17 protein-coding genes are annotated in these 16,172 nt (G+C 69.3%); 10 read left to right on the forward strand and 7 right to left on the reverse strand.

Annotation, left to right across the window (positions count from 1 at the left end):
* Nucleotides 1-34 precede the first annotated feature (34 nt).
* Nucleotides 35-2,632, forward strand: coding sequence for a DNA gyrase subunit A (gene gyrA / locus RYH80_RS13280; protein ID WP_370904362.1), 2,598 nt, complete (start codon nt 35-37; stop codon nt 2,630-2,632).
* 115 nt (nt 2,633-2,747) lie between these two features.
* Here gyrA and dnaJ read toward each other — a convergent pair whose 3' ends face one another.
* Nucleotides 2,748-3,920: a molecular chaperone DnaJ gene (gene dnaJ, locus RYH80_RS13285; protein WP_370904363.1), complete on the reverse strand. Its 1,173-nt coding sequence runs from the start codon at nt 3,918-3,920 to the stop codon at nt 2,748-2,750.
* Between the two features lie 511 nt (nt 3,921-4,431).
* Nucleotides 4,432-5,175: a fumarylacetoacetate hydrolase family protein gene (locus RYH80_RS13290; RefSeq protein WP_370904364.1), complete on the reverse strand. Its 744-nt coding sequence runs from the start codon at nt 5,173-5,175 to the stop codon at nt 4,432-4,434.
* A 63-nt stretch (nt 5,176-5,238) separates the two neighbouring features.
* On the opposite strand from RYH80_RS13290, the gene RYH80_RS13295 reads away from it, so the two are divergent.
* Both RYH80_RS13295 and RYH80_RS13300 read left to right on the forward strand, forming a co-directional pair.
* Nucleotides 5,239-5,520 carry a ribonuclease P protein component 4 gene (locus RYH80_RS13295; RefSeq protein ID WP_370904365.1) on the forward strand — a complete coding sequence of 94 codons (282 nt, stop codon included), beginning with the start codon at nt 5,239-5,241 and terminating at the stop codon, nt 5,518-5,520.
* A 76-nt stretch (nt 5,521-5,596) separates the two neighbouring features.
* Nucleotides 5,597-5,845 carry a YhbY family RNA-binding protein gene (locus tag RYH80_RS13300; RefSeq protein WP_370904366.1) on the forward strand — a complete coding sequence of 83 codons (249 nt, stop codon included), beginning with the start codon at nt 5,597-5,599 and terminating at the stop codon, nt 5,843-5,845.
* Between the two features lie 97 nt (nt 5,846-5,942).
* On the opposite strand, the gene RYH80_RS13305 is transcribed toward RYH80_RS13300, so the two are convergent.
* The 3 genes from RYH80_RS13305 to RYH80_RS13315 all read right to left on the reverse strand — a co-directional run bounded on the left by RYH80_RS13305 (nt 5,943) and on the right by RYH80_RS13315 (nt 9,954).
* On the reverse strand, nt 5,943-7,238 hold the full coding sequence (locus RYH80_RS13305; RefSeq protein WP_370904367.1) for a S8 family serine peptidase: 1,296 nt from the start codon (nt 7,236-7,238) through the stop codon (nt 5,943-5,945).
* Nucleotides 7,239-7,511: 273 nt separating this feature from the next.
* A complete protein-coding gene (locus tag RYH80_RS13310) occupies nt 7,512-8,489 on the reverse strand; it encodes an aldo/keto reductase (RefSeq protein WP_370904368.1) in 978 nt (325 codons plus the stop codon).
* Nucleotides 8,490-8,619: 130 nt separating this feature from the next.
* The gene (locus RYH80_RS13315; RefSeq protein WP_370904369.1) at nt 8,620-9,954 is read right to left on the reverse strand and encodes an RDD family protein; all 1,335 of its coding nucleotides are present in this window, start codon (nt 9,952-9,954) and stop codon (nt 8,620-8,622) included.
* 152 nt (nt 9,955-10,106) lie between these two features.
* On the opposite strand from RYH80_RS13315, the gene RYH80_RS13320 reads away from it, so the two are divergent.
* The 4 genes from RYH80_RS13320 (at nt 10,107) to RYH80_RS13335 (ending at nt 11,691) form a co-directional block, all read left to right on the forward strand.
* The gene (locus tag RYH80_RS13320; protein WP_370904371.1) at nt 10,107-10,322 is read left to right on the forward strand and encodes a zinc ribbon domain-containing protein; all 216 of its coding nucleotides are present in this window, start codon (nt 10,107-10,109) and stop codon (nt 10,320-10,322) included.
* Nucleotides 10,322-10,480, forward strand: a complete 159-nt coding sequence (locus RYH80_RS13325) for a DUF8143 family protein (RefSeq protein ID WP_370904372.1) — start codon at nt 10,322-10,324, stop codon at nt 10,478-10,480. The genes RYH80_RS13320 and RYH80_RS13325 overlap by 1 nt, the downstream gene beginning before the upstream one ends.
* A gap of 201 nt (nt 10,481-10,681) precedes the next feature.
* Nucleotides 10,682-11,311 (forward strand): DUF655 domain-containing protein, encoded by a 630-nt coding sequence (locus tag RYH80_RS13330; protein WP_370904373.1) that lies wholly within the window; start codon nt 10,682-10,684, stop codon nt 11,309-11,311.
* A 92-nt stretch (nt 11,312-11,403) separates the two neighbouring features.
* Nucleotides 11,404-11,691 carry a DUF8124 family protein gene (locus tag RYH80_RS13335; protein WP_370904374.1) on the forward strand — a complete coding sequence of 96 codons (288 nt, stop codon included), beginning with the start codon at nt 11,404-11,406 and terminating at the stop codon, nt 11,689-11,691.
* A 71-nt stretch (nt 11,692-11,762) separates the two neighbouring features.
* Here the strand turns inward: RYH80_RS13335 and RYH80_RS13340 are convergent, their stop codons facing one another.
* Nucleotides 11,763-12,605, reverse strand: a complete 843-nt coding sequence (locus RYH80_RS13340) for a hypothetical protein (protein WP_370904375.1) — start codon at nt 12,603-12,605, stop codon at nt 11,763-11,765.
* A 118-nt stretch (nt 12,606-12,723) separates the two neighbouring features.
* Between RYH80_RS13340 and RYH80_RS13345 the strand changes: the two genes are divergently transcribed.
* From RYH80_RS13345 to RYH80_RS13355, 3 genes are all read left to right on the forward strand, one after another.
* The gene (locus tag RYH80_RS13345; RefSeq protein ID WP_370904376.1) at nt 12,724-13,533 is read left to right on the forward strand and encodes a hypothetical protein; all 810 of its coding nucleotides are present in this window, start codon (nt 12,724-12,726) and stop codon (nt 13,531-13,533) included.
* A gap of 229 nt (nt 13,534-13,762) precedes the next feature.
* Nucleotides 13,763-14,323 carry a TATA-box-binding protein gene (locus RYH80_RS13350; RefSeq protein WP_370904377.1) on the forward strand — a complete coding sequence of 187 codons (561 nt, stop codon included), beginning with the start codon at nt 13,763-13,765 and terminating at the stop codon, nt 14,321-14,323.
* Nucleotides 14,324-14,596: 273 nt separating this feature from the next.
* Nucleotides 14,597-15,226, forward strand: coding sequence for a hypothetical protein (locus RYH80_RS13355; RefSeq protein WP_370904378.1), 630 nt, complete (start codon nt 14,597-14,599; stop codon nt 15,224-15,226).
* 86 nt (nt 15,227-15,312) lie between these two features.
* Here RYH80_RS13355 and RYH80_RS13360 read toward each other — a convergent pair whose 3' ends face one another.
* Nucleotides 15,313-16,140, reverse strand: coding sequence for a hypothetical protein (locus RYH80_RS13360; RefSeq protein WP_370904379.1), 828 nt, complete (start codon nt 16,138-16,140; stop codon nt 15,313-15,315).
* Between the last annotated feature and the right edge of the window lie 32 nt (nt 16,141-16,172).

Below are 16,172 nucleotides of genomic sequence, written 5' to 3' on the forward strand. Positions count from 1 at the left end.
CGCACGACGACAGACGGACACGGACGGGACACCAATGAGTTCGGACGACTACCAGCGACAGGCAGACGCAGAGGCCGCCCGGATCGAGACGGTCCGGATCGAAGACGAGATGGAGCAGTCGTACATCGACTACGCGATGTCCGTCATCGCGGGGCGTGCGCTGCCGGACGTACGCGACGGGCTCAAACCCGTCCACCGGCGCATCCTCTACGCGATGCACGAGATGGGGGTCTCCTCCGGATCGGGCCACCGGAAGTCCTCCTCCGTCGTCGGGGAGACGATGGGGAACTACCACCCACACGGCGACCAGGCGATCTACGACACCCTGGTCAACATGGCCCAAGACTTCTCGATGCGGTACCCGCTGGTCGACGGGCAGGGGAACTTCGGGTCGATGGACGGCGACCCGGCGGCGGCGATGCGGTACACGGAGGCGCGGATGTCGCCGATCTCCGAGGAGTTGCTGGCGGACATCGAGCGGGACACGGTCGACTTCGTGCCGAACTACGACGATCGGTTGGAGGAGCCGGAGGTGTTGCCGGCGGCGTTCCCGAACCTGCTCGTCAACGGCTCGACCGGGATCGCGGTGGGGATGTCGACGAAGATCCCGCCGCACAACCTCGGCGAGGTGATCGACGCGACGATCCACCTGATCGAGAACCCGGACTGTGACGTTCGGGAGTTGATCGACACGGAGAGTCTCCTCCCCGGCGAAGGGGGAACAGAGGGCCCGATCGAGGGACCGGACTTCCCGACGGGTGCGAACGTCGTCGGCTCCGACGGGATCATCGACGCGTACACGACCGGTCGCGGCCGCCTCCGGGTGCGAGCCACCTTCGAAGAGGAGGAGGAGGCCGCCAACGGCCGCGAGCGGATCGTCGTCACGGAGCTCCCCTACCAGGAGAACAAGGCACGGATCGTCGAGCGGATCGCCGAGGACGTCAACGAGGGGACCATCGAGGGGATCGCGGACCTCCGCGACGAGTCCGACCGGGACGGCGTGCGGATCGTGATCGACCTCAAGCGCGGGGCCTCCCGCGACGTGGTGAAGAACCAACTGTTGGAACACCACCTGGAGTCGACGTTCGGGGTCATCACGCTGGCGCTGGTGGACGGCCAGCCGAAGGTGTTGACGCTGAAGGAGGTGCTCGAAGAGTACGTCGCCCACCGCAAGGAGGTCGTCACCCGCCGGACGGAGGACGAACTCGCGGAGGCCGAAGAGCGCGCCCACATCCTCGAGGGGCGCCTCCGCGCGTTGGAGAACGTCGACGACGTCGTCGAGACGATCCGCGAGAGCGAGGACCGCGACGCGGCGCGGGCGGCCCTGGAGTCGGACTTCGCGTTCTCCGAGGAGCAGGCGGCCCACATCGTCCGGATGCAGTTGGGCTCGCTCACGTCGATGGAGGCGACGGAGATCCGCGAGGAGTACGACGAGGTGACGAGTCGGATCGAGCGACTCGAGGAGATCCTCGCCGACGAGTCGGAGCTGCTCGACGTGATCGTCGACGAGTTGGAGGCGATCAAGGCGGAGTACGACGAGCCACGCCGGACGGGGTTCGTCCGCGACACCGGGACGGTCACCCGCGAGGACCTGATCCCCGAGGAGGACATGCTGGTGGTCGTCAGCGAGGACGACTACGTCAAGCGCGTCCCGGCCGAGGAGTTCCGCCCGCAGCGACGCGGCGGCAAGGGGGTGATCGGCGCGGACCTGAAGGAGGGCGACCGCGTCGCGTCGGCGTTCGTCGCCAGCACGCACGACAACCTGCTGTGTTTCACCGACCACGGGCAGGTGTACCGGCTGAAGACCTACGAGGTACCCGAGTACGGCCGCACGGCACGCGGCACCTCGATGGTGAACGTCTTGGACTTGGACGACGGCGAGCAGATCACCGCGGTCGTCAACTGTGGCGACTTCACGGAGGGGAGTTTCGTCACGATGGTCACCCGGCAGGGGTACATCAAGCGGACCGCCGGCGAGGAGTTCGAGAACATCCTCTCGACGGGCATCCGCGCGATCTCGCTGTCGGACGGCGACGAACTCGCCGACGTGGAGGTGACCGACGGCACCCAGGACGTGGTGATCGGCACCCGCGACGGGATGGCGATCAGGTTCGACGAGACGGACGCCCGTGCGATGGGGCGGACGGCACGTGGTGTCCGCGGCATCTCGCTGGAGGGTGACGACGAGGTCGCCGGCGTCGCGGCGGTCGACGACGACGTGTCGTGGACGCTGACGGTGACCGCGAACGGCTACGGGAAGCGGACGAACGTAGACGCCTACCGCCGCCAGAACCGCAACGGGAAGGGCCTGGTCGACATCGACACGGGCGAGCGCAACGGGCCCGTCCGTGCCATCGAGACGGTCGCCGCCGGCGACCACCTGTTCGTCACGAGCGAGCAGGGGCAGGTGACACGCACTCGCGTCGAGGACGTGTCCACCGTCGGCCGCAACACGATGGGCGTGACGGTGATGGAGGTCGCCGACGGCGACACTGTCGGCTCCGTCGCCGTGATGCGCGACGGTGACGGCGACGAGGAGGGGGCGACTGCCGACGAGACCGACGCGGCAGCCGCGGACGACGCAGAGAGTGCGGACGACGAGACGGAGCCGACCGCGACCGCGGACGACTGACGCGCCGCCCGCGTCCGTCACTCGACTCGGACACCTCGGTGTTTCTCCACGCTGCCGACGGTCCACCGTCGACTGCCGACCGGTGACGAGTGGTTCGCCGACTCGCTCGGCGGCGTCAGAAGAAGTCGTTGAGTTTCTCGAAGAACCCCTCGCTCACGTCGACCTCCTCGCCGCCGGCCTCGGCGAACGCCTGCAGCGCCTCCTTCTGTTCGTCGTTGAGGTTCTCCGGCGTGACGACGCGCACTTGGACGAACAGGTCGCCGTCGCGGCGGCCGCGGAGCTTCGGCATCCCCTTGCCGCGCAGGCGGAACGTCTCCCCGCTCTGGGTGCCCGCGGGCACGTCGAGTTCGACGGTGCCGCCGAGTGTATCCACGCGGACGGTGTCGCCGAAGACGGCCTGCGGGAACGAGATCGGCTCGGTGACGTGGAGGTCCGCGCCGTCGCGCTCGTAGCGGTCGGAGTCGGCGATCTCCACGTCGATCAGCAGGTCCCCGTCCGGCGCGCCGCGCTCGCCGGGTGCGCCCTCCCCGTCCATCCGGAGCGTCTGGCCGTCCTCGATCCCCGCCGGCACGTCGACGGTGAGCGTCGCCTCCTCGCGGGTGATCCCGGAGCCGTCACACACCGCACACGACTCCTCGGGGATCTCCCCCTCGCCCTCGCAGTCCGGACAGGTGGTCGTCTGTTGGACCCGTCCGAGCGGGGTCTGTTGGACCTGTCGCACCTGTCCACGGCCGTTACACTGCGGACAGGTCCGCACGTCCGTCCCACGCGGGTAGCCACGCCCGCCACACTCACCACACCGCTCGGGGCGCGCGGCGGTGAACTCCTTCGTCGTCCCCTCGTAGGCCTCCTGGAGCGTGATCTCCATCCGCGTCCGGAGGTCCTTCCCGGCGCGCGACCCACGGCCGCCACCACCGCCGAAGAACTCCTCGAAGATGTCGCCGATGCCGCCCATGCCGCCGCCACCGCCGGCGCCGCCGAACGGACCCCCGGCGCCGCCTGCACCGCCGAACGGCCCGCCGGCACCGCCCCCGCGGCCGTCCTCGAACCCGCCGCGTTTCTCTGCCTGCTCGAACTGGTCGTGGCCCATCCGGTCGTACGCCTGTCGCTTCTCCTCGTCGGTGAGCACCTCCTTGGCCTTCTTGATCTTCTTGAACTTCTCCTCGGCGTCCGGCTCGTCGCTCACGTCCGGGTGGTACTCCGTCGCCTTCTGTCTGTACGCCTGTTCGATCTCCTCCTCGCTGGCGTCTCTGGAGACCCCCAAGATATCGTAGAAGTCCTCGCTCATCGGTTGTCGTGTGGTCCGGTTGTCGGTCGCGGTATTTGAATCGCCCGGCCTACAGCCCGACCTTTTTCACTCCTCGGGGTGGCCGGCGCGGGGCGCCGGCCACCCGAGGAAAAAAGCTCGATCAAAAAGGGCCGCGAGCGCGCCGTGCGGCGCGCTCGCGGTGGCTTGCGGTGCCGCGACCGCACCGCTACCGCCCCGCTCCGCTGCCGCTCTCCACCGCACCGCACCACACCGCACCGCCCGGCGACCGCCACCGTCCCACATCGCCCCGCTCCGTTGCCGCTCTCCACCGCACCACGACTGCCACGCCCCGCGACCGCACCGCACCGCTGCCGCTCTCCACCGTACCACACTGCCCCGCACCGCCCCACACCGCCCCACTCCGCTGTCGCCCCGCGACCGTCACCGCTTTACACCACTGCCGCTCCGCTCCGCGACCGCGGCTACACGACGACCCCCCCGAACCGCCCTGCACCGCCCCGCACCGACGGACTCCGACGCCGCCGACTCGCTACGTCGTCTGTTCCCGTGTCACGTCGTGGGCTAGCGTCCCGACACCCTCGACGGTGACCTCGACGTGGTCCCCGTCCGACAGCTCCCCGACGCCCGCCGGCGTCCCGGTCGACACCACGTCGCCCGGCTCCAGCGTGAGGTACTGCGTGATCTCCGCGAGCAACTCCGGCACCGAGAAGACGAACTGGTCGCGTGACCCGTGCTGGACACGCTCGCCGTTCAGGCGCAACTCCACGGCCGCGTCGTCGGGAACGTGCTCGGGCTCGGCGACACACGGTCCCACGGGTGCCGACCCGTCGAACGCCTTCCCACGCACCCAGTTCGTCTCCCGGTCTTGATCCGTCCGGTTCGACACGTCGTCGAGACAGGTGAACCCCCGCACGTACGACATCGCCTCGTCCGGCGCCACGTTCCGCGCCGGCTCGTCGATCACGACCGCCAACTCCGCCTCGTGTTCGACGTGGTTGTCCGCGGGCAACGGCGTCGTCGCGTTCGGCGGCGCGACGGTGTTGGGTGGTTTCAGGAACAGCAACGGGCGGTCGGGGACGTCCGCGTCGCGCTCGTCGGCGTGTGCGACGTAGTTGCGCCCGACACACACCACCTTCGACGGCTCGCAGGGTGCCAAGAGTGTCACGTCCTCGCGTGCGAGGTCGTACTCGCGGCCGCCGAACGCCACCGTGTCGCCGTGGTACGTTCCCCGCCGGACCGCACCGGCCGGGTCCGTGAAGCGTGCGTGTCTCACGACTCCTCCGTCGAGAGCGGGACCGAAACCGCTTTCGGGCGACGGCGCCGGGCACACGAGTGGATGGCCACCATCGCCGAGGAACGCATCCAGCGCCTGGCCGCCCTCGCCCGCGCAGCGACACGCGACGGCGAACCCGACAGGGGCCGCGAGTACGTCCGCCTGGCCCGTCGGATCGCCGAACGCAACCGCTGTGGCGTCCCCAGACGGTTCGACCGCTACACCTGTGACGCCTGCGACGCCGCCTTGGTCCCCGGCGTGAACGCCCGCGTCCGCCTCCAGGAGGGGAGTCACGTCGTGATCCGGTGTGACTGTGGCGCGACCGACCGCTACCCGTACGAGTGACGGCGACCGGACCACGCTAGGCACGCTACGACTCGGGAAACACAGCGTTCAACACGCCGAGACGGGAACGACGACCGTGACCGACGACGACATCCGGCGACGCGCCCACGAACTGGACGCCACCCTCCGGGTCGGCAAGAACGGTGTCGAGGCCGTGACCGACGAACTGGCACGCCAACTGGAGTCGACCGACCTCGTGAAGGCGAAGTTCCTCCGTGCCGCCCACACCGGCCGCGATATCGACGAACTGGCCGCCGAGTTGGCCGACGCCGCCGACGCCGACGTGGTCGAGACGCGCGGCAACACCGCCGTCTTCGGGAAGTGAGCCGTCCGCAGCGATCGCTGCGAGAGTGTCGATCGCAGGCGCGTGTCGTGCGCCGAGAGAAGTGAGTGCCGCGTGACGCCCCGACCGCGAGACTACCTCACCCGTCGAGTGCCGCCTCGACGTCGAGGAAGCCGGCGCCGAAGTACGCCTTGTCCTCGCCGTCCGGGACGGAGGCCGTCCGCTTGAGGGCCGCCTCCACCTGGTTCGCGTCGTAGTCCGGGTTCTCCGACTTCACCAGTGCCGCGGCACCGGCCACCTGCGGGGCCGCCATCGAGGTGCCAGCGAGGTAGACGTACGGCCGGTCGAAGCCGAAGAAGTCCGCCGCGGCCTGCGGGAAGGCGTTGTACACCAGGTCTGGCGTCCCACCACCGGCCGGCGTGTCGCCGCCCGGCGCCGCCAGCGTGACGGCGTTCGTGCCGTAGTTGGTGTAGCTCGTCGGCGCCGTGCCGGGGTTGTCGGCCTCACCCGTGACCGGGTCGAAGCCGACGGAGCTCGTCGCCGACACCGCCAGCCCCTGTGCCCCCTCGGCGGGCAGCGAGATCACGTTCCCGTCGTGCTGGAGGTCCGCGCCGTCGTTCCCCGCCGCGATCACCAACAGCGTCCCCTCGCTGTTGGCGTGGGTCATGACCTCGTTGATCGCACCGCCGTAGAACTTCCCGTTGCCCTTCTTCGGGAACGGGTACGCACCCAGCGACAGGTTCGCCACGTCGGCGTCGATCCGTGCCGCGTACGTGATCGCCGCCAGGATGTCGCCGAAGGAGGCGCCGCCGTTGAGCGCCTCGAAGACGCGACAGTCGACCAGGTCCGTCCCCGGCGCGGAGCCGACGACGCCCGTCGCGTTGTCGTCGGCCGCGACGATCCCCCCGACGTGCGTCCCGTGGTACTGGACACCACGCGGGTTGTGGTCGCCGCCGTCACCCGTGAAGTTCCGCGACAGTTCCACGTTCAGCGACTCCTGGAAGTCCGGGTGCGTCTCCGCGATTCCGGTGTCGAGGACGGCGACGCGTGTCCCCTCGCCGCGCGTCCGTTCGTGGACGCTGTCGATGTTCTGGACGTCCTTGTCCCACTGGAGCACCGACAGCGGATCCTCTGGCGCGCCGTCGTCCAGCTCGCTCACGTCCGTCGGCTCGACCGGTTCGTCGAGTTCAATGTCGACGTCCGGCGCGTACTTCTTGACCGCCTTCGAGCGCTTGACTTCCTTCTCCGAGCCGCGGACGACCGTCACGTCTACCTCCGGCATCTCGTGGACGATCTCCAGGTCGGCGGGTACGTCCTTTCCGGTGACGACGAAGCGATCCGTCCGCTCGGCTGCGACGACTGTACTTCCCGCGAACATCCCCCCGAGGACGCCCCCACTCAGCTTGAGGAACGTCCGTCTGTTACTGTCGGACACGGACAGTGGTATTGAGTGGTACTACCTAAGTCTAACGTATTTAGACAAAGCCCATCGGCAACGGCAGTAGTAGAATCGACGCCGCCTCCTCCACGACTCACACACTCACGCGACGTACGTGAACAGTCACCAGGGGTTGATAGTTGTGACGATACGGGACCGAGTGGATCTTACGCGGTTGGGAGAGAAACTCGAGTGAACTGGCGGGGTGTTTTCGATCGTGTTCGATCGGACGGAGGGTCGCCGTGGTGGGTACCGGTCGAACTGCTTCGGCTACTCGTGGCCGCTGACAGGCACCGGTTCGTACGGCTCCTCCAGGTACGCCAGGTCGCTCTCGGAGACGGACAGCTCCAGTGCGGCCACGGCCTCTTCGAGGTGGTCCACGCTGGTCGTGCCGACGATGGGGGCGTCGACGGTGTCCCGCTCGAACAGCCACGCGAGGGCGATCTGTGCCATCGAGACGCCGTACTCGTCGGCGAGTTCCGCGACGCGCTCGTTCACCTCGCGGCCGCCGTTCGCGAGGTACGGGTGGCGGTCCGCCTCCGCCTCGGCCGCCCCACGAGCGGTCGCCTCCAACTCCTCGTGAGGTCGCGCGAGGAACCCGCGTGCCAGCGGCGACCACGGGATCACGCCCACGTCCTCGCGGTCACACAGCGGGAGCATCTCGCGTTCCTCCTCGCGGTACAGCAGGTTGTAGTGGTTCTGCATCGTCGCGAAGCGTTCCAGTCCGAGCCGGTCGCTCGTGTGCAGCGCCTCCGCGAACTGGTGGGCCCACATCGAGGAGGTGCCGACGTACCGCGTCTTCCCGCGTCGCACGGCGTCGTCCAACGCCCGCAACGTCTGTTCGATCGGCGTGTCGTCGTCCCAGCGGTGCGTCTGGTAGAGGTCGACGGTGTCCATCCCGAGGCGGTCCAGCGAGGCGTCCAACTCCTGTTCGATCGCCTTCCGGGAGAGGCCCCCGGAGTTGGGGTCGTCCTCGCGCATCTGGAAGTACCCCTTCGTCGCGACGACGAACTCGTCGCGGTCGTACTCCGCGAGCACGTCGCCGAGCACCCGCTCGGAGGCGCCCCGCGAGTACATGTTCGCGGTGTCGAAGAAGTTCACCCCGAGTTCGATCGCTCGTTCGACGAGTTCGCGGCCCGCCTCCTCGTCGAGGACCCAGTCGCGCCACGACGGGTCGCCGAAGCTCATGCAGCCGAGACACACCTTCGAGACCGTCATCCCCGTGTCGCCGAGTGTCGTGTACTCCACGCACGGCGGTGGCTCGCGAGCGACGTAAAGCCACGTCTCCCGGCCGTCGGTGCGCTACGCTCCAGATGACGGGTAGCGTGCCACGCGCGGCCACCGAGTTCAGTCGTCGACGGTGACGGTACCGCCGACCTCAGTCGTCGACCGCGACGGCACCGTCCGACTCTCCGGCGTCGTCCGCTCCCGCGGGTCCGACCGACTCGTCGGTGGCCGCGTCCGTCTCGGCGTCCGAGTCGACGCGCGCGACGAGCGTGTCGGCCGCCCGGTCGCCGAGACGCTGTCGGCCCGGCCAGACGCCGAGGAAGACGAGCGCGTACAGCGTCGTCGCGTCGACGACGCGGAGGATGGTCCGGAAGCCGGCGGCGTACGTCTGGATCGGTCGTCCCTCCGTGTCGACGACGACGAGTCCGAACAGCGACTTGCCCGGGGTCTGGCCCCACCGCGCCTCCGTGACCGTGTAGTAGCCGAAGGCGACGACCCCGGCGACCAGCGTCGTCACGTTCGCCAGCAGTGTCGCGTCACCCGCTCGGACGAACACGAGGAGTCCGGCAGCTGCACTCGTGGAGGCAGCCAGTGCGACGACGAGGACGGCGTCGACGACGCCCGCAGCCACTCGACGCCCCAGCACGTCCTCGGCGGTCGCCGGGTCGGCGACGCTGGCGGCGGCCTCGTCGGTCGGCGGCTCCCTGAGTCGGCCGCGACGCAACAGCTTCGGGACGTACTCGCGGACGACCGTCACGCCTCGGTCGCGTGCGGCCGTCCTGAGTCCAGGGAGGTGGGCGCGCCCGGTCGTGAGGATGACCGTCTCGTACTCGCCGGCGTCGCTGTGGCGGGCGATGCGGTCGACCATCACCTCGTTGCGATCCTCGAGCGTGACGACGACTGTGATCAACAGCGCGAACACGCTCCCGACGACCAGCGGCTCCGAGAGCGTCTCGGTGACGACCGCGAGCCACCCGACGCCGAGTGTCAACGCGGGCGTCGCGACACTCCAGAGGCGGCGGTCGAGCCGACCGACTGCCGTCCCGAGCAGCCAGACGCCCGGAATCGCTGCGAGTGCCAGCAGTCCGCCACGCGGTGCGACGGCGACCAGTCCGACCAGTGCGAGCCAGTTCGCGACGGCGACGGGTCGGTCGGCGTCCGCCAGCGCGGTGATCGGGTGGTCGTCGACGGCGTGAACCGGCAGGTCGTGCTCGTCGGCGAACGCGCGAGCGGCGACGACCTCTGCCGGCGCGGGCCCACGGACGAGCAGCGCGTACAGCGGCCACTGGACGATGGAGGCGAGCAACATCCCCAGCGTCGCCAGCGGCGCACGCGCTAGGGCGCGCCCGGCCTCGCGGACGCTGAAGCCGTCGACGGGGTACTCGAGGAACACCGCGTCGACCCCCTCGGCGGCACGGGCGAACTCCGAGCGGACCTTTCCGCGGCGGTCCGTGTGGATCGCCCCGAACAGCCGGAGGTCGACCATACCGGCACCAACGGGTCCGGACACTTCGCTCCGTCGGTCGGGGCGACTCGTGGACGGTCGGGTCGGGTCGACTGGGCTCGTCCCGCTTCGACCCCGTCACTCTCCGAGAACAGCCACGAGACACTTACCGTGACACCCAGACCGATTCGACGATGTCACAGCCCTCCACGGACGACGGTTGCGAGAAGTGTGGACACACGGAGGCCGAGGTCGGGCAGATCTCGACGACCGGCGGCGGTCTCTCGAAGATGTTCGACGTCCAGACGAACAGCTTCCAGGTGGTGTCGTGTACGAACTGCGGCTACTCGGAGCTGTACCGGGACACCGGGTCGGGAGCGAGCGACCTCGTCGACGTGTTCCTCGGCTGATGGCGGCGGTCGGGGTCACCGCGGTGGTGGTACTCGCACTCGGCGTGCTCGCACCACTCGTGTTGTACTGGCTCGTCCGCGCCGAGCGAGCCCGCGACGCGGAGCGCGTCACCGACTTCGAGGCGGCAGAGCGCACCGCCCGCCGCGACGAGAAGTAGTCACCGTCACCGCCTCGGAGGCACCACCACCACCTCGGAGGCACCACCACCACCTCGGAGGCACCACCACCACCTCGGAGGCACCACCACCGCTTCGGAGTCGCCTCCACTCCGTCACGACCACCACTTCCTCGTCGTGATCGTCGCTCACTCGTCACAGTCGGGGGGCCGTTTATACGTCCGGCAGGCCAAGCGGCGGGTATGAGTGACGGAGCGACAGCCGACGGGGGCGGCACCACCGACGAGACGAACGAGACGGACGACGCGGCCGAGCCGGACGTCTCGTACGCGGTCGTGCTCGACTACCTCGCACACGGCCACCCGGACGACGACAGACCCCAGTACGAGAAGTCGCCGCTGGCACACGCGCTGGGGGAGTCGGAGTTCCGGCTGTACGAACTCACACTCGACGACTCGGACCGCGTCGGGATCGGCGACCGACTCGTCGTCGAGCCCACCGGGGAGCGCTCGACGGTGGACCGGTCGCGGTCGATCGCGTTCGGCGACCTGACGCGTGGCGCGCGCCAGGAGTTGGAGTACGCCGTCGAGGAGATCGTCGAGCGCGACGAGCGCCGGTTCGTCGACTTCTACAACGACGCCCAGCCGATCACGCTCAGACTCCACCAACTCAACCTCCTGCCGGGGATCGGGAAGAAACTCCGCAACAACGTGTTGGACGAGCGGAAACGGCAGCCGTTCGAGACGTTCGCGGACCTCGAAGACCGCGTCTCCGGGCTCCACGACGCGAAGGGTGTCCTGGTCGACCGGATCGTCGAGGAGATCCGCGAGGACGACCTGAAGTACCGCACCTTCGTCGACCGTGACGAGTGAGCGTGGGTGCGGAGCCGTACAGGTGCGGAAGTGAGTGACACCACCGCCGCCGTGGCGACGGGCACTTGTCGGTCCGTGGCGAACGCCCGTCGATGACCACGGCGGGTGACACGTTCGGCGTCGGGATCCACGTCACGGAGTCGGAGTTCCAGTTCGTCGTCCACGTGCCGTCGGAGATCGACTCCGGGTGGACCGACCCGGACGCCTTCCAGCGACGGATCGAACGCGAGACGTGGGCACGACTCGACAAGGAGGAGACACTGGCCGCCGTCGCGTCGGTCGCGACGGTCGACGAGACCGTCGGGCTCGGTACGGTGACGATGCACCCCGAGGAGGGGGTCGTGGCGACCTCGTTGTCGCCTCCCGACCCCGAGTCGTAGGCGCCTCGAAGGTCACGAATTCTCACGTCGGGTATGAACGACGGTAGTCGGCGATCGACTCCGACCGCGGCTCAGTCCGCGTGAATCTCCTCGACGGCGCGACCGACGGCCGCGACCATCTCGGGGTCGTACCCGCGCATGTCGTACCGGTTCGCGGCGACGGTGTCGCCCCAGACGCCGAGTGCGCCCATCTCGACGAACGCCTGTAGCGCCGCCCCCAGTGTCCGCGGCGTCGTCTCCGGGTCGGGAATCGCCTCGTGAATCTGTTTCGACTGTGGGTACGCCATCTCGACGGCCTCCAACCCGCGCCGTGCCTCCCGCCAGTGGCTCCGCAGGTAGCCGAAGTTCGTCGGATCTTCGTCGCGCAGTTGTGTCACACCCGTCTCCGCGATCCACCGCCGACAACGCTCGTCGGCTGGGTCGAACCGCCGTGCGAGCGTCGTCACCGCCCGCGGTTCGTCGGGCAACCGCACGTGAACCTCCTCGGCGACCTCCTCGGCGTGATCCAGGAACTCTTCGAGCCGCTCGCCCGACCCGTCGCCGTCCAAGAGAAACGAGAGGTCGTCGACCGCGACCACCCCTCCGTCGGCTCCGTCGAGTGCCACGTCCAGCGCACGGGTGACGGCGTCCGGCGTCGGCTCGTCGACCACGGTTACGTCGAGGTTCGGTCCCATCGGCCGCGTCTGAACAGCACCCCGGCTCTCGGTGCCACTCCGGAGCGACCCCCCGAGTCTGACGACGTGTCTGTCTCGAGTCGCGCCACACTGGTCGTCCAACGTCCGTTGCCACGTCTGGACGGCGTGATCGGACAGCACCCCCACGTGACGGTCACCTCCCGGCCCCGATCCACGGGCCAACGAGGCGGCGTCGGCGTGGAGAACGGTGTCCCCCCGTCCGTTCCCCTCCTGTGCCATGTGTAATTACACGAGAGCCTATCATTATAAACCTACCGGAGTGACTGCACACCGGGGTAGAGAGTGTCTCAGAACCGTCTCCGGCGGTTTTTGTGCCTCCAGGGGCGACTGGTGAACGGTGACGAACTCGGAGTCGACGAGTGAGAGAGTGACGGAGACCGAGGTGACGGGTGAGAGAGTGACGGAGACCGAGGTGACGGGTGAGAGAGTGGCGAGTGAGGAGACGAGTCGTGAGGAGACGACACGGGGGTCGCCGGACCCCGACGAGCGAGTGGCGACGCTCGCTCGACTCCGGCGCGTCCAGGCCGCCGCGGTCGACCACGCGCTGACGGCGGACGCGGCACGAGCGGCGTTCCGGTTCGTCGGCGCCGTCGAGCGGTTGCGTGCCGCTCGTGCGGAGTGGACACACACCGGTGTCGGCGGAGAGACACCGGTACCCGACGAGATTTCGTCGTCGACAGCGCAGGAGACGACCCCTGAGTCGTGGCAGCGTGACCTGTTGGCCGTCGGGCTCGCCGCGGTCGGCGGCGCGAGGTCGTCGAGCGTCGCGGACACGTCCGCGGAGGGAGTCGGCCTCGACGAGACGTCGGTGTCGAGCGAGAGGGGCTCGACTCCGGGCGAGGAGAGTCACGGCAGCACCGACGATCACCCCGGGGCGTCGTCGGGTGAGACAGCCCCGTCGCTCGCGGACTGGCACTCGCGTCCGGACGCGGCGTCGCTCGGCGCGGCCGTGGCACACGTACGGTTCGACGCGTCGCTGACGCGTGTCGCGGCGGCCGTCGATCGCCGCCCCGAGACCGTCGCCCGACTCGCCGCCCGCATCGCGCGGCGGGACTCGCTGCCGACGGCGACGGCGTCTTCGACGGAGAGCGAAGACCGGGGGGAGACGACGGACGAGCGCGACCGAGATGTCTCGTGTGTGGAGTGATCGCCCGCCGCGAGGCGGCCGCGCCGTCCGTCACGAGGCCGGACGACCGTCCCGGACACGCCGGGACGGCTGGTCGACGAAAACCGGAGAGTCGGGTATAAACCCAGTCAAGTACCCGCGACGACGGCGAAAGTCGTCCGATCACCCGCGAGACTCCCGCGGCGGCACGGTCCGAAGCCCCCGTCTTTATAAACCGTCGGTTTATAAACAGGCGTGAGGACAGACGAGCATGACGGACCCGGCAGACTCAATCGAGATTCAGAACGTAGTCGCATCGACAGGGATCGGGCAGGAGCTCGATCTCGAGGCGCTGGCGGAGGACCTCCCGGGCGCCGACTTCAACCCCGACAACTTCCCCGGGCTGGTGTACCGGACACAGGACCCGAAGGCGGCGGCGCTGATCTTCCGGTCGGGGAAGATCGTCTGCACCGGCGCGAAGAGTATCGACGACGTCCACGACGCGCTCGGGATCATCTTCGAGAAGCTCCGTGGCCTCTCGATCCCGGTCGACGACGATCCGGACATCACCGTCCAGAACATCGTCTCGTCGGCAGATCTGGGTCACCAGCTCAACCTGAACGCGCTGGCGATCGGTCTCGGACTGGAGGACGTGGAGTACGAGCCCGAGCAGTTCCCCGGACTCGTCTACCGGATGGACGAGCCGGACGTGGTGATCCTCCTGTTCGGCTCCGGGAAGATCGTCATCACGGGCGGCAAGCGGACCGACGACGCCGAGGAGGCGGTCGAGGCGATCGTCGAGGAGATCGAGTCGCTCGGCCTGCTGAACTGACGCGCCGACGGTCTCTCCCTCTCTGCGGTTCTCCGACACCGAGAGCGGCGCCGCCGTGCGCGACGCACCGACACGGTCGTGACGCACCAGGTCGCCGCGGTGAGGACCACACACCACGTCGCCGCGGTGAGGACCACACACCACGTCGCCGTGGTGAAGACCACACACTAGGTCGCCGCAGTGAAGCCCACACACTGGGTCGTCGCGGCGAGGCCCACGCACCGCGTCACACCGGCACAAACCACTTGTACCAGTCGCCACTACGTGGCGGTAGTGGCATCCCGACAGGGCGGCCCCGACACCGAGGGCGTGTCGGCCACCGACTCACACGGCGTGTCGCTCACGAACGCTCCCGCCGGCCCCACGGCCCGGGACCGACCGACAGGTCACGACGGAGCTCACCTCCCGCCACGGGATCCGTCGGCGTACGCGCAGACGGACCACTTCGGACGCCGCCTGCGCCAGACCGGTCGGTACGTCTCGCTCCCACTCGTCGCACACGTGATCCGAGAGGGACAACTCCGGTTCAACTCCGCCGACGGCTGGCGGTTCGCGGCCGTCGTCGACGGGGTCCGCGTCGTCACGGTCGTCAGCGACGCGGACACAGACTCGCCGGTGTTGGTCACCGGCTGGACGGAGGTGGCCGACCGCGAGTCCGCTGCGGCCTCTGACCGGTGGTCGCCGCTCGACGTGGAGACCATCGAACTCCGCTCGTCGCTGGCCGACGCGGGCGACCGGCAGTGTCCCGGCCGGATCAGACCCCGCTCTGTGACGCGCCCGTTCGAACTCGCCGGCCACCGTGTCGAGACGGAGTCCGGCGAGGCGTACGTCGAGTGTAGCGACTGTGGTGGCCGGTTCCGCTCGAAGCGCGCGCTCTCGGAGAAGGGCTGCCGACGCCGCTGACGCGACCGTCGCCGCCGCCAGACGACGGGCGTTCCGAGCGGACGCTCTCTCGCGCGACTGTCTCTATCCGCGTGACGACGCCCGACTCACTCGACGGCGACGACTTCCCACCACTCCGTCGGGTCGCCGGCGAGCATGTGCTCGGGGACCAGCGGTGCGGGGACCGGCCGGAATCCACCGTCGCGCATCGCCGCCACGCCGCCGAACGTCTCGACGGGTCGCCCCGCGTAGTCGCGCACTCTGATCCGCTTGTCCGCGTCCCGCTCGTAACAGTACGGGAACCGCTCCCGGGGTGGGCAGTCGAGTGCGTCGACACCTGCCAACACCGCCAGCGGCTCGCCGTCGGCGTTGAGTTCGAGCCGGGTCGTCGACTCGGCGGAGGAAGCCGTCTCGGGACTCTCGCTGTCGTCGTCGGTGCCACGCTCGCCGTCGCCGGGCTCGCCGTCTGCGTCACCGGACTTTCCCGGTTCTGCCTCTCCGAACGACTCGGGGAGCGGTTCGTTCGTCTCGCGCCAGACGAGGTCGGTGCCGGTCGGCACCGCGGCGTACCCACCCTCGGCGAGCGGGACGCGGTCGGGGCCGGCGTGGAACACGCGCCCGTCGGCGTCGCCGTCCGCGGCGCCGACCGGTTCCGCGAGCAGCGACTCCACCGCGGCGGCGACGCGCTCGTCTGGGACGAGGAAGACCGTCCCGCGGTCGTGTTCCTGGTTGGTCCACAGCCGGGAGAGCACGGTCGTCGGGTCCGCCTCCGCGAGCGGTTCCAGCGCCAGCGCCCGCGGCGGGCCGAACGGCGGGTCGACCGCCGCGGCCGGCTCCGCGACGCCCGGCGGTTCCCCGCCGTCCTCCGGGTGGTGGACCTCGTACCCGCGTCGGCGACACCGTTCGACACCGGCCGAGAGCAACGCGTCGGTCATCGGCAGCCGTAGGGACTCGTCGGGCAAGTCGG

This window comes from Halobaculum sp. MBLA0147, assembly GCF_041361345.1.
GTDB lineage: Archaea > Halobacteriota > Halobacteria > Halobacteriales > Haloferacaceae > JAHENP01.

Coding starts and splice junctions, on each gene's coding strand:
- RYH80_RS13335 (WP_370904374.1), top strand. CDS start 11,404: ATGACCACGGCGGGTGACACGTTCGGCGTCGGGATCCACGTCACGGAG.
- dnaJ (WP_370904363.1), bottom strand. CDS start 3,920: ATGAGCGAGGACTTCTACGATATCTTGGGGGTCTCCAGAGACGCCAGC.
- RYH80_RS13330 (WP_370904373.1), top strand. CDS start 10,682: ATGAGTGACGGAGCGACAGCCGACGGGGGCGGCACCACCGACGAGACG.
- RYH80_RS13295 (WP_370904365.1), top strand. CDS start 5,239: ATGGCCACCATCGCCGAGGAACGCATCCAGCGCCTGGCCGCCCTCGCC.
- RYH80_RS13315 (WP_370904369.1), bottom strand. CDS start 9,954: ATGGTCGACCTCCGGCTGTTCGGGGCGATCCACACGGACCGCCGCGGA.
- RYH80_RS13350 (WP_370904377.1), top strand. CDS start 13,763: ATGACGGACCCGGCAGACTCAATCGAGATTCAGAACGTAGTCGCATCG.
- RYH80_RS13340 (WP_370904375.1), bottom strand. CDS start 12,605: ATGGCACAGGAGGGGAACGGACGGGGGGACACCGTTCTCCACGCCGAC.
- RYH80_RS13320 (WP_370904371.1), top strand. CDS start 10,107: ATGTCACAGCCCTCCACGGACGACGGTTGCGAGAAGTGTGGACACACG.
- RYH80_RS13360 (WP_370904379.1), bottom strand. CDS start 16,140: ATGACCGACGCGTTGCTCTCGGCCGGTGTCGAACGGTGTCGCCGACGC.
- RYH80_RS13325 (WP_370904372.1), top strand. CDS start 10,322: ATGGCGGCGGTCGGGGTCACCGCGGTGGTGGTACTCGCACTCGGCGTG.
- gyrA (WP_370904362.1), top strand. CDS start 35: ATGAGTTCGGACGACTACCAGCGACAGGCAGACGCAGAGGCCGCCCGG.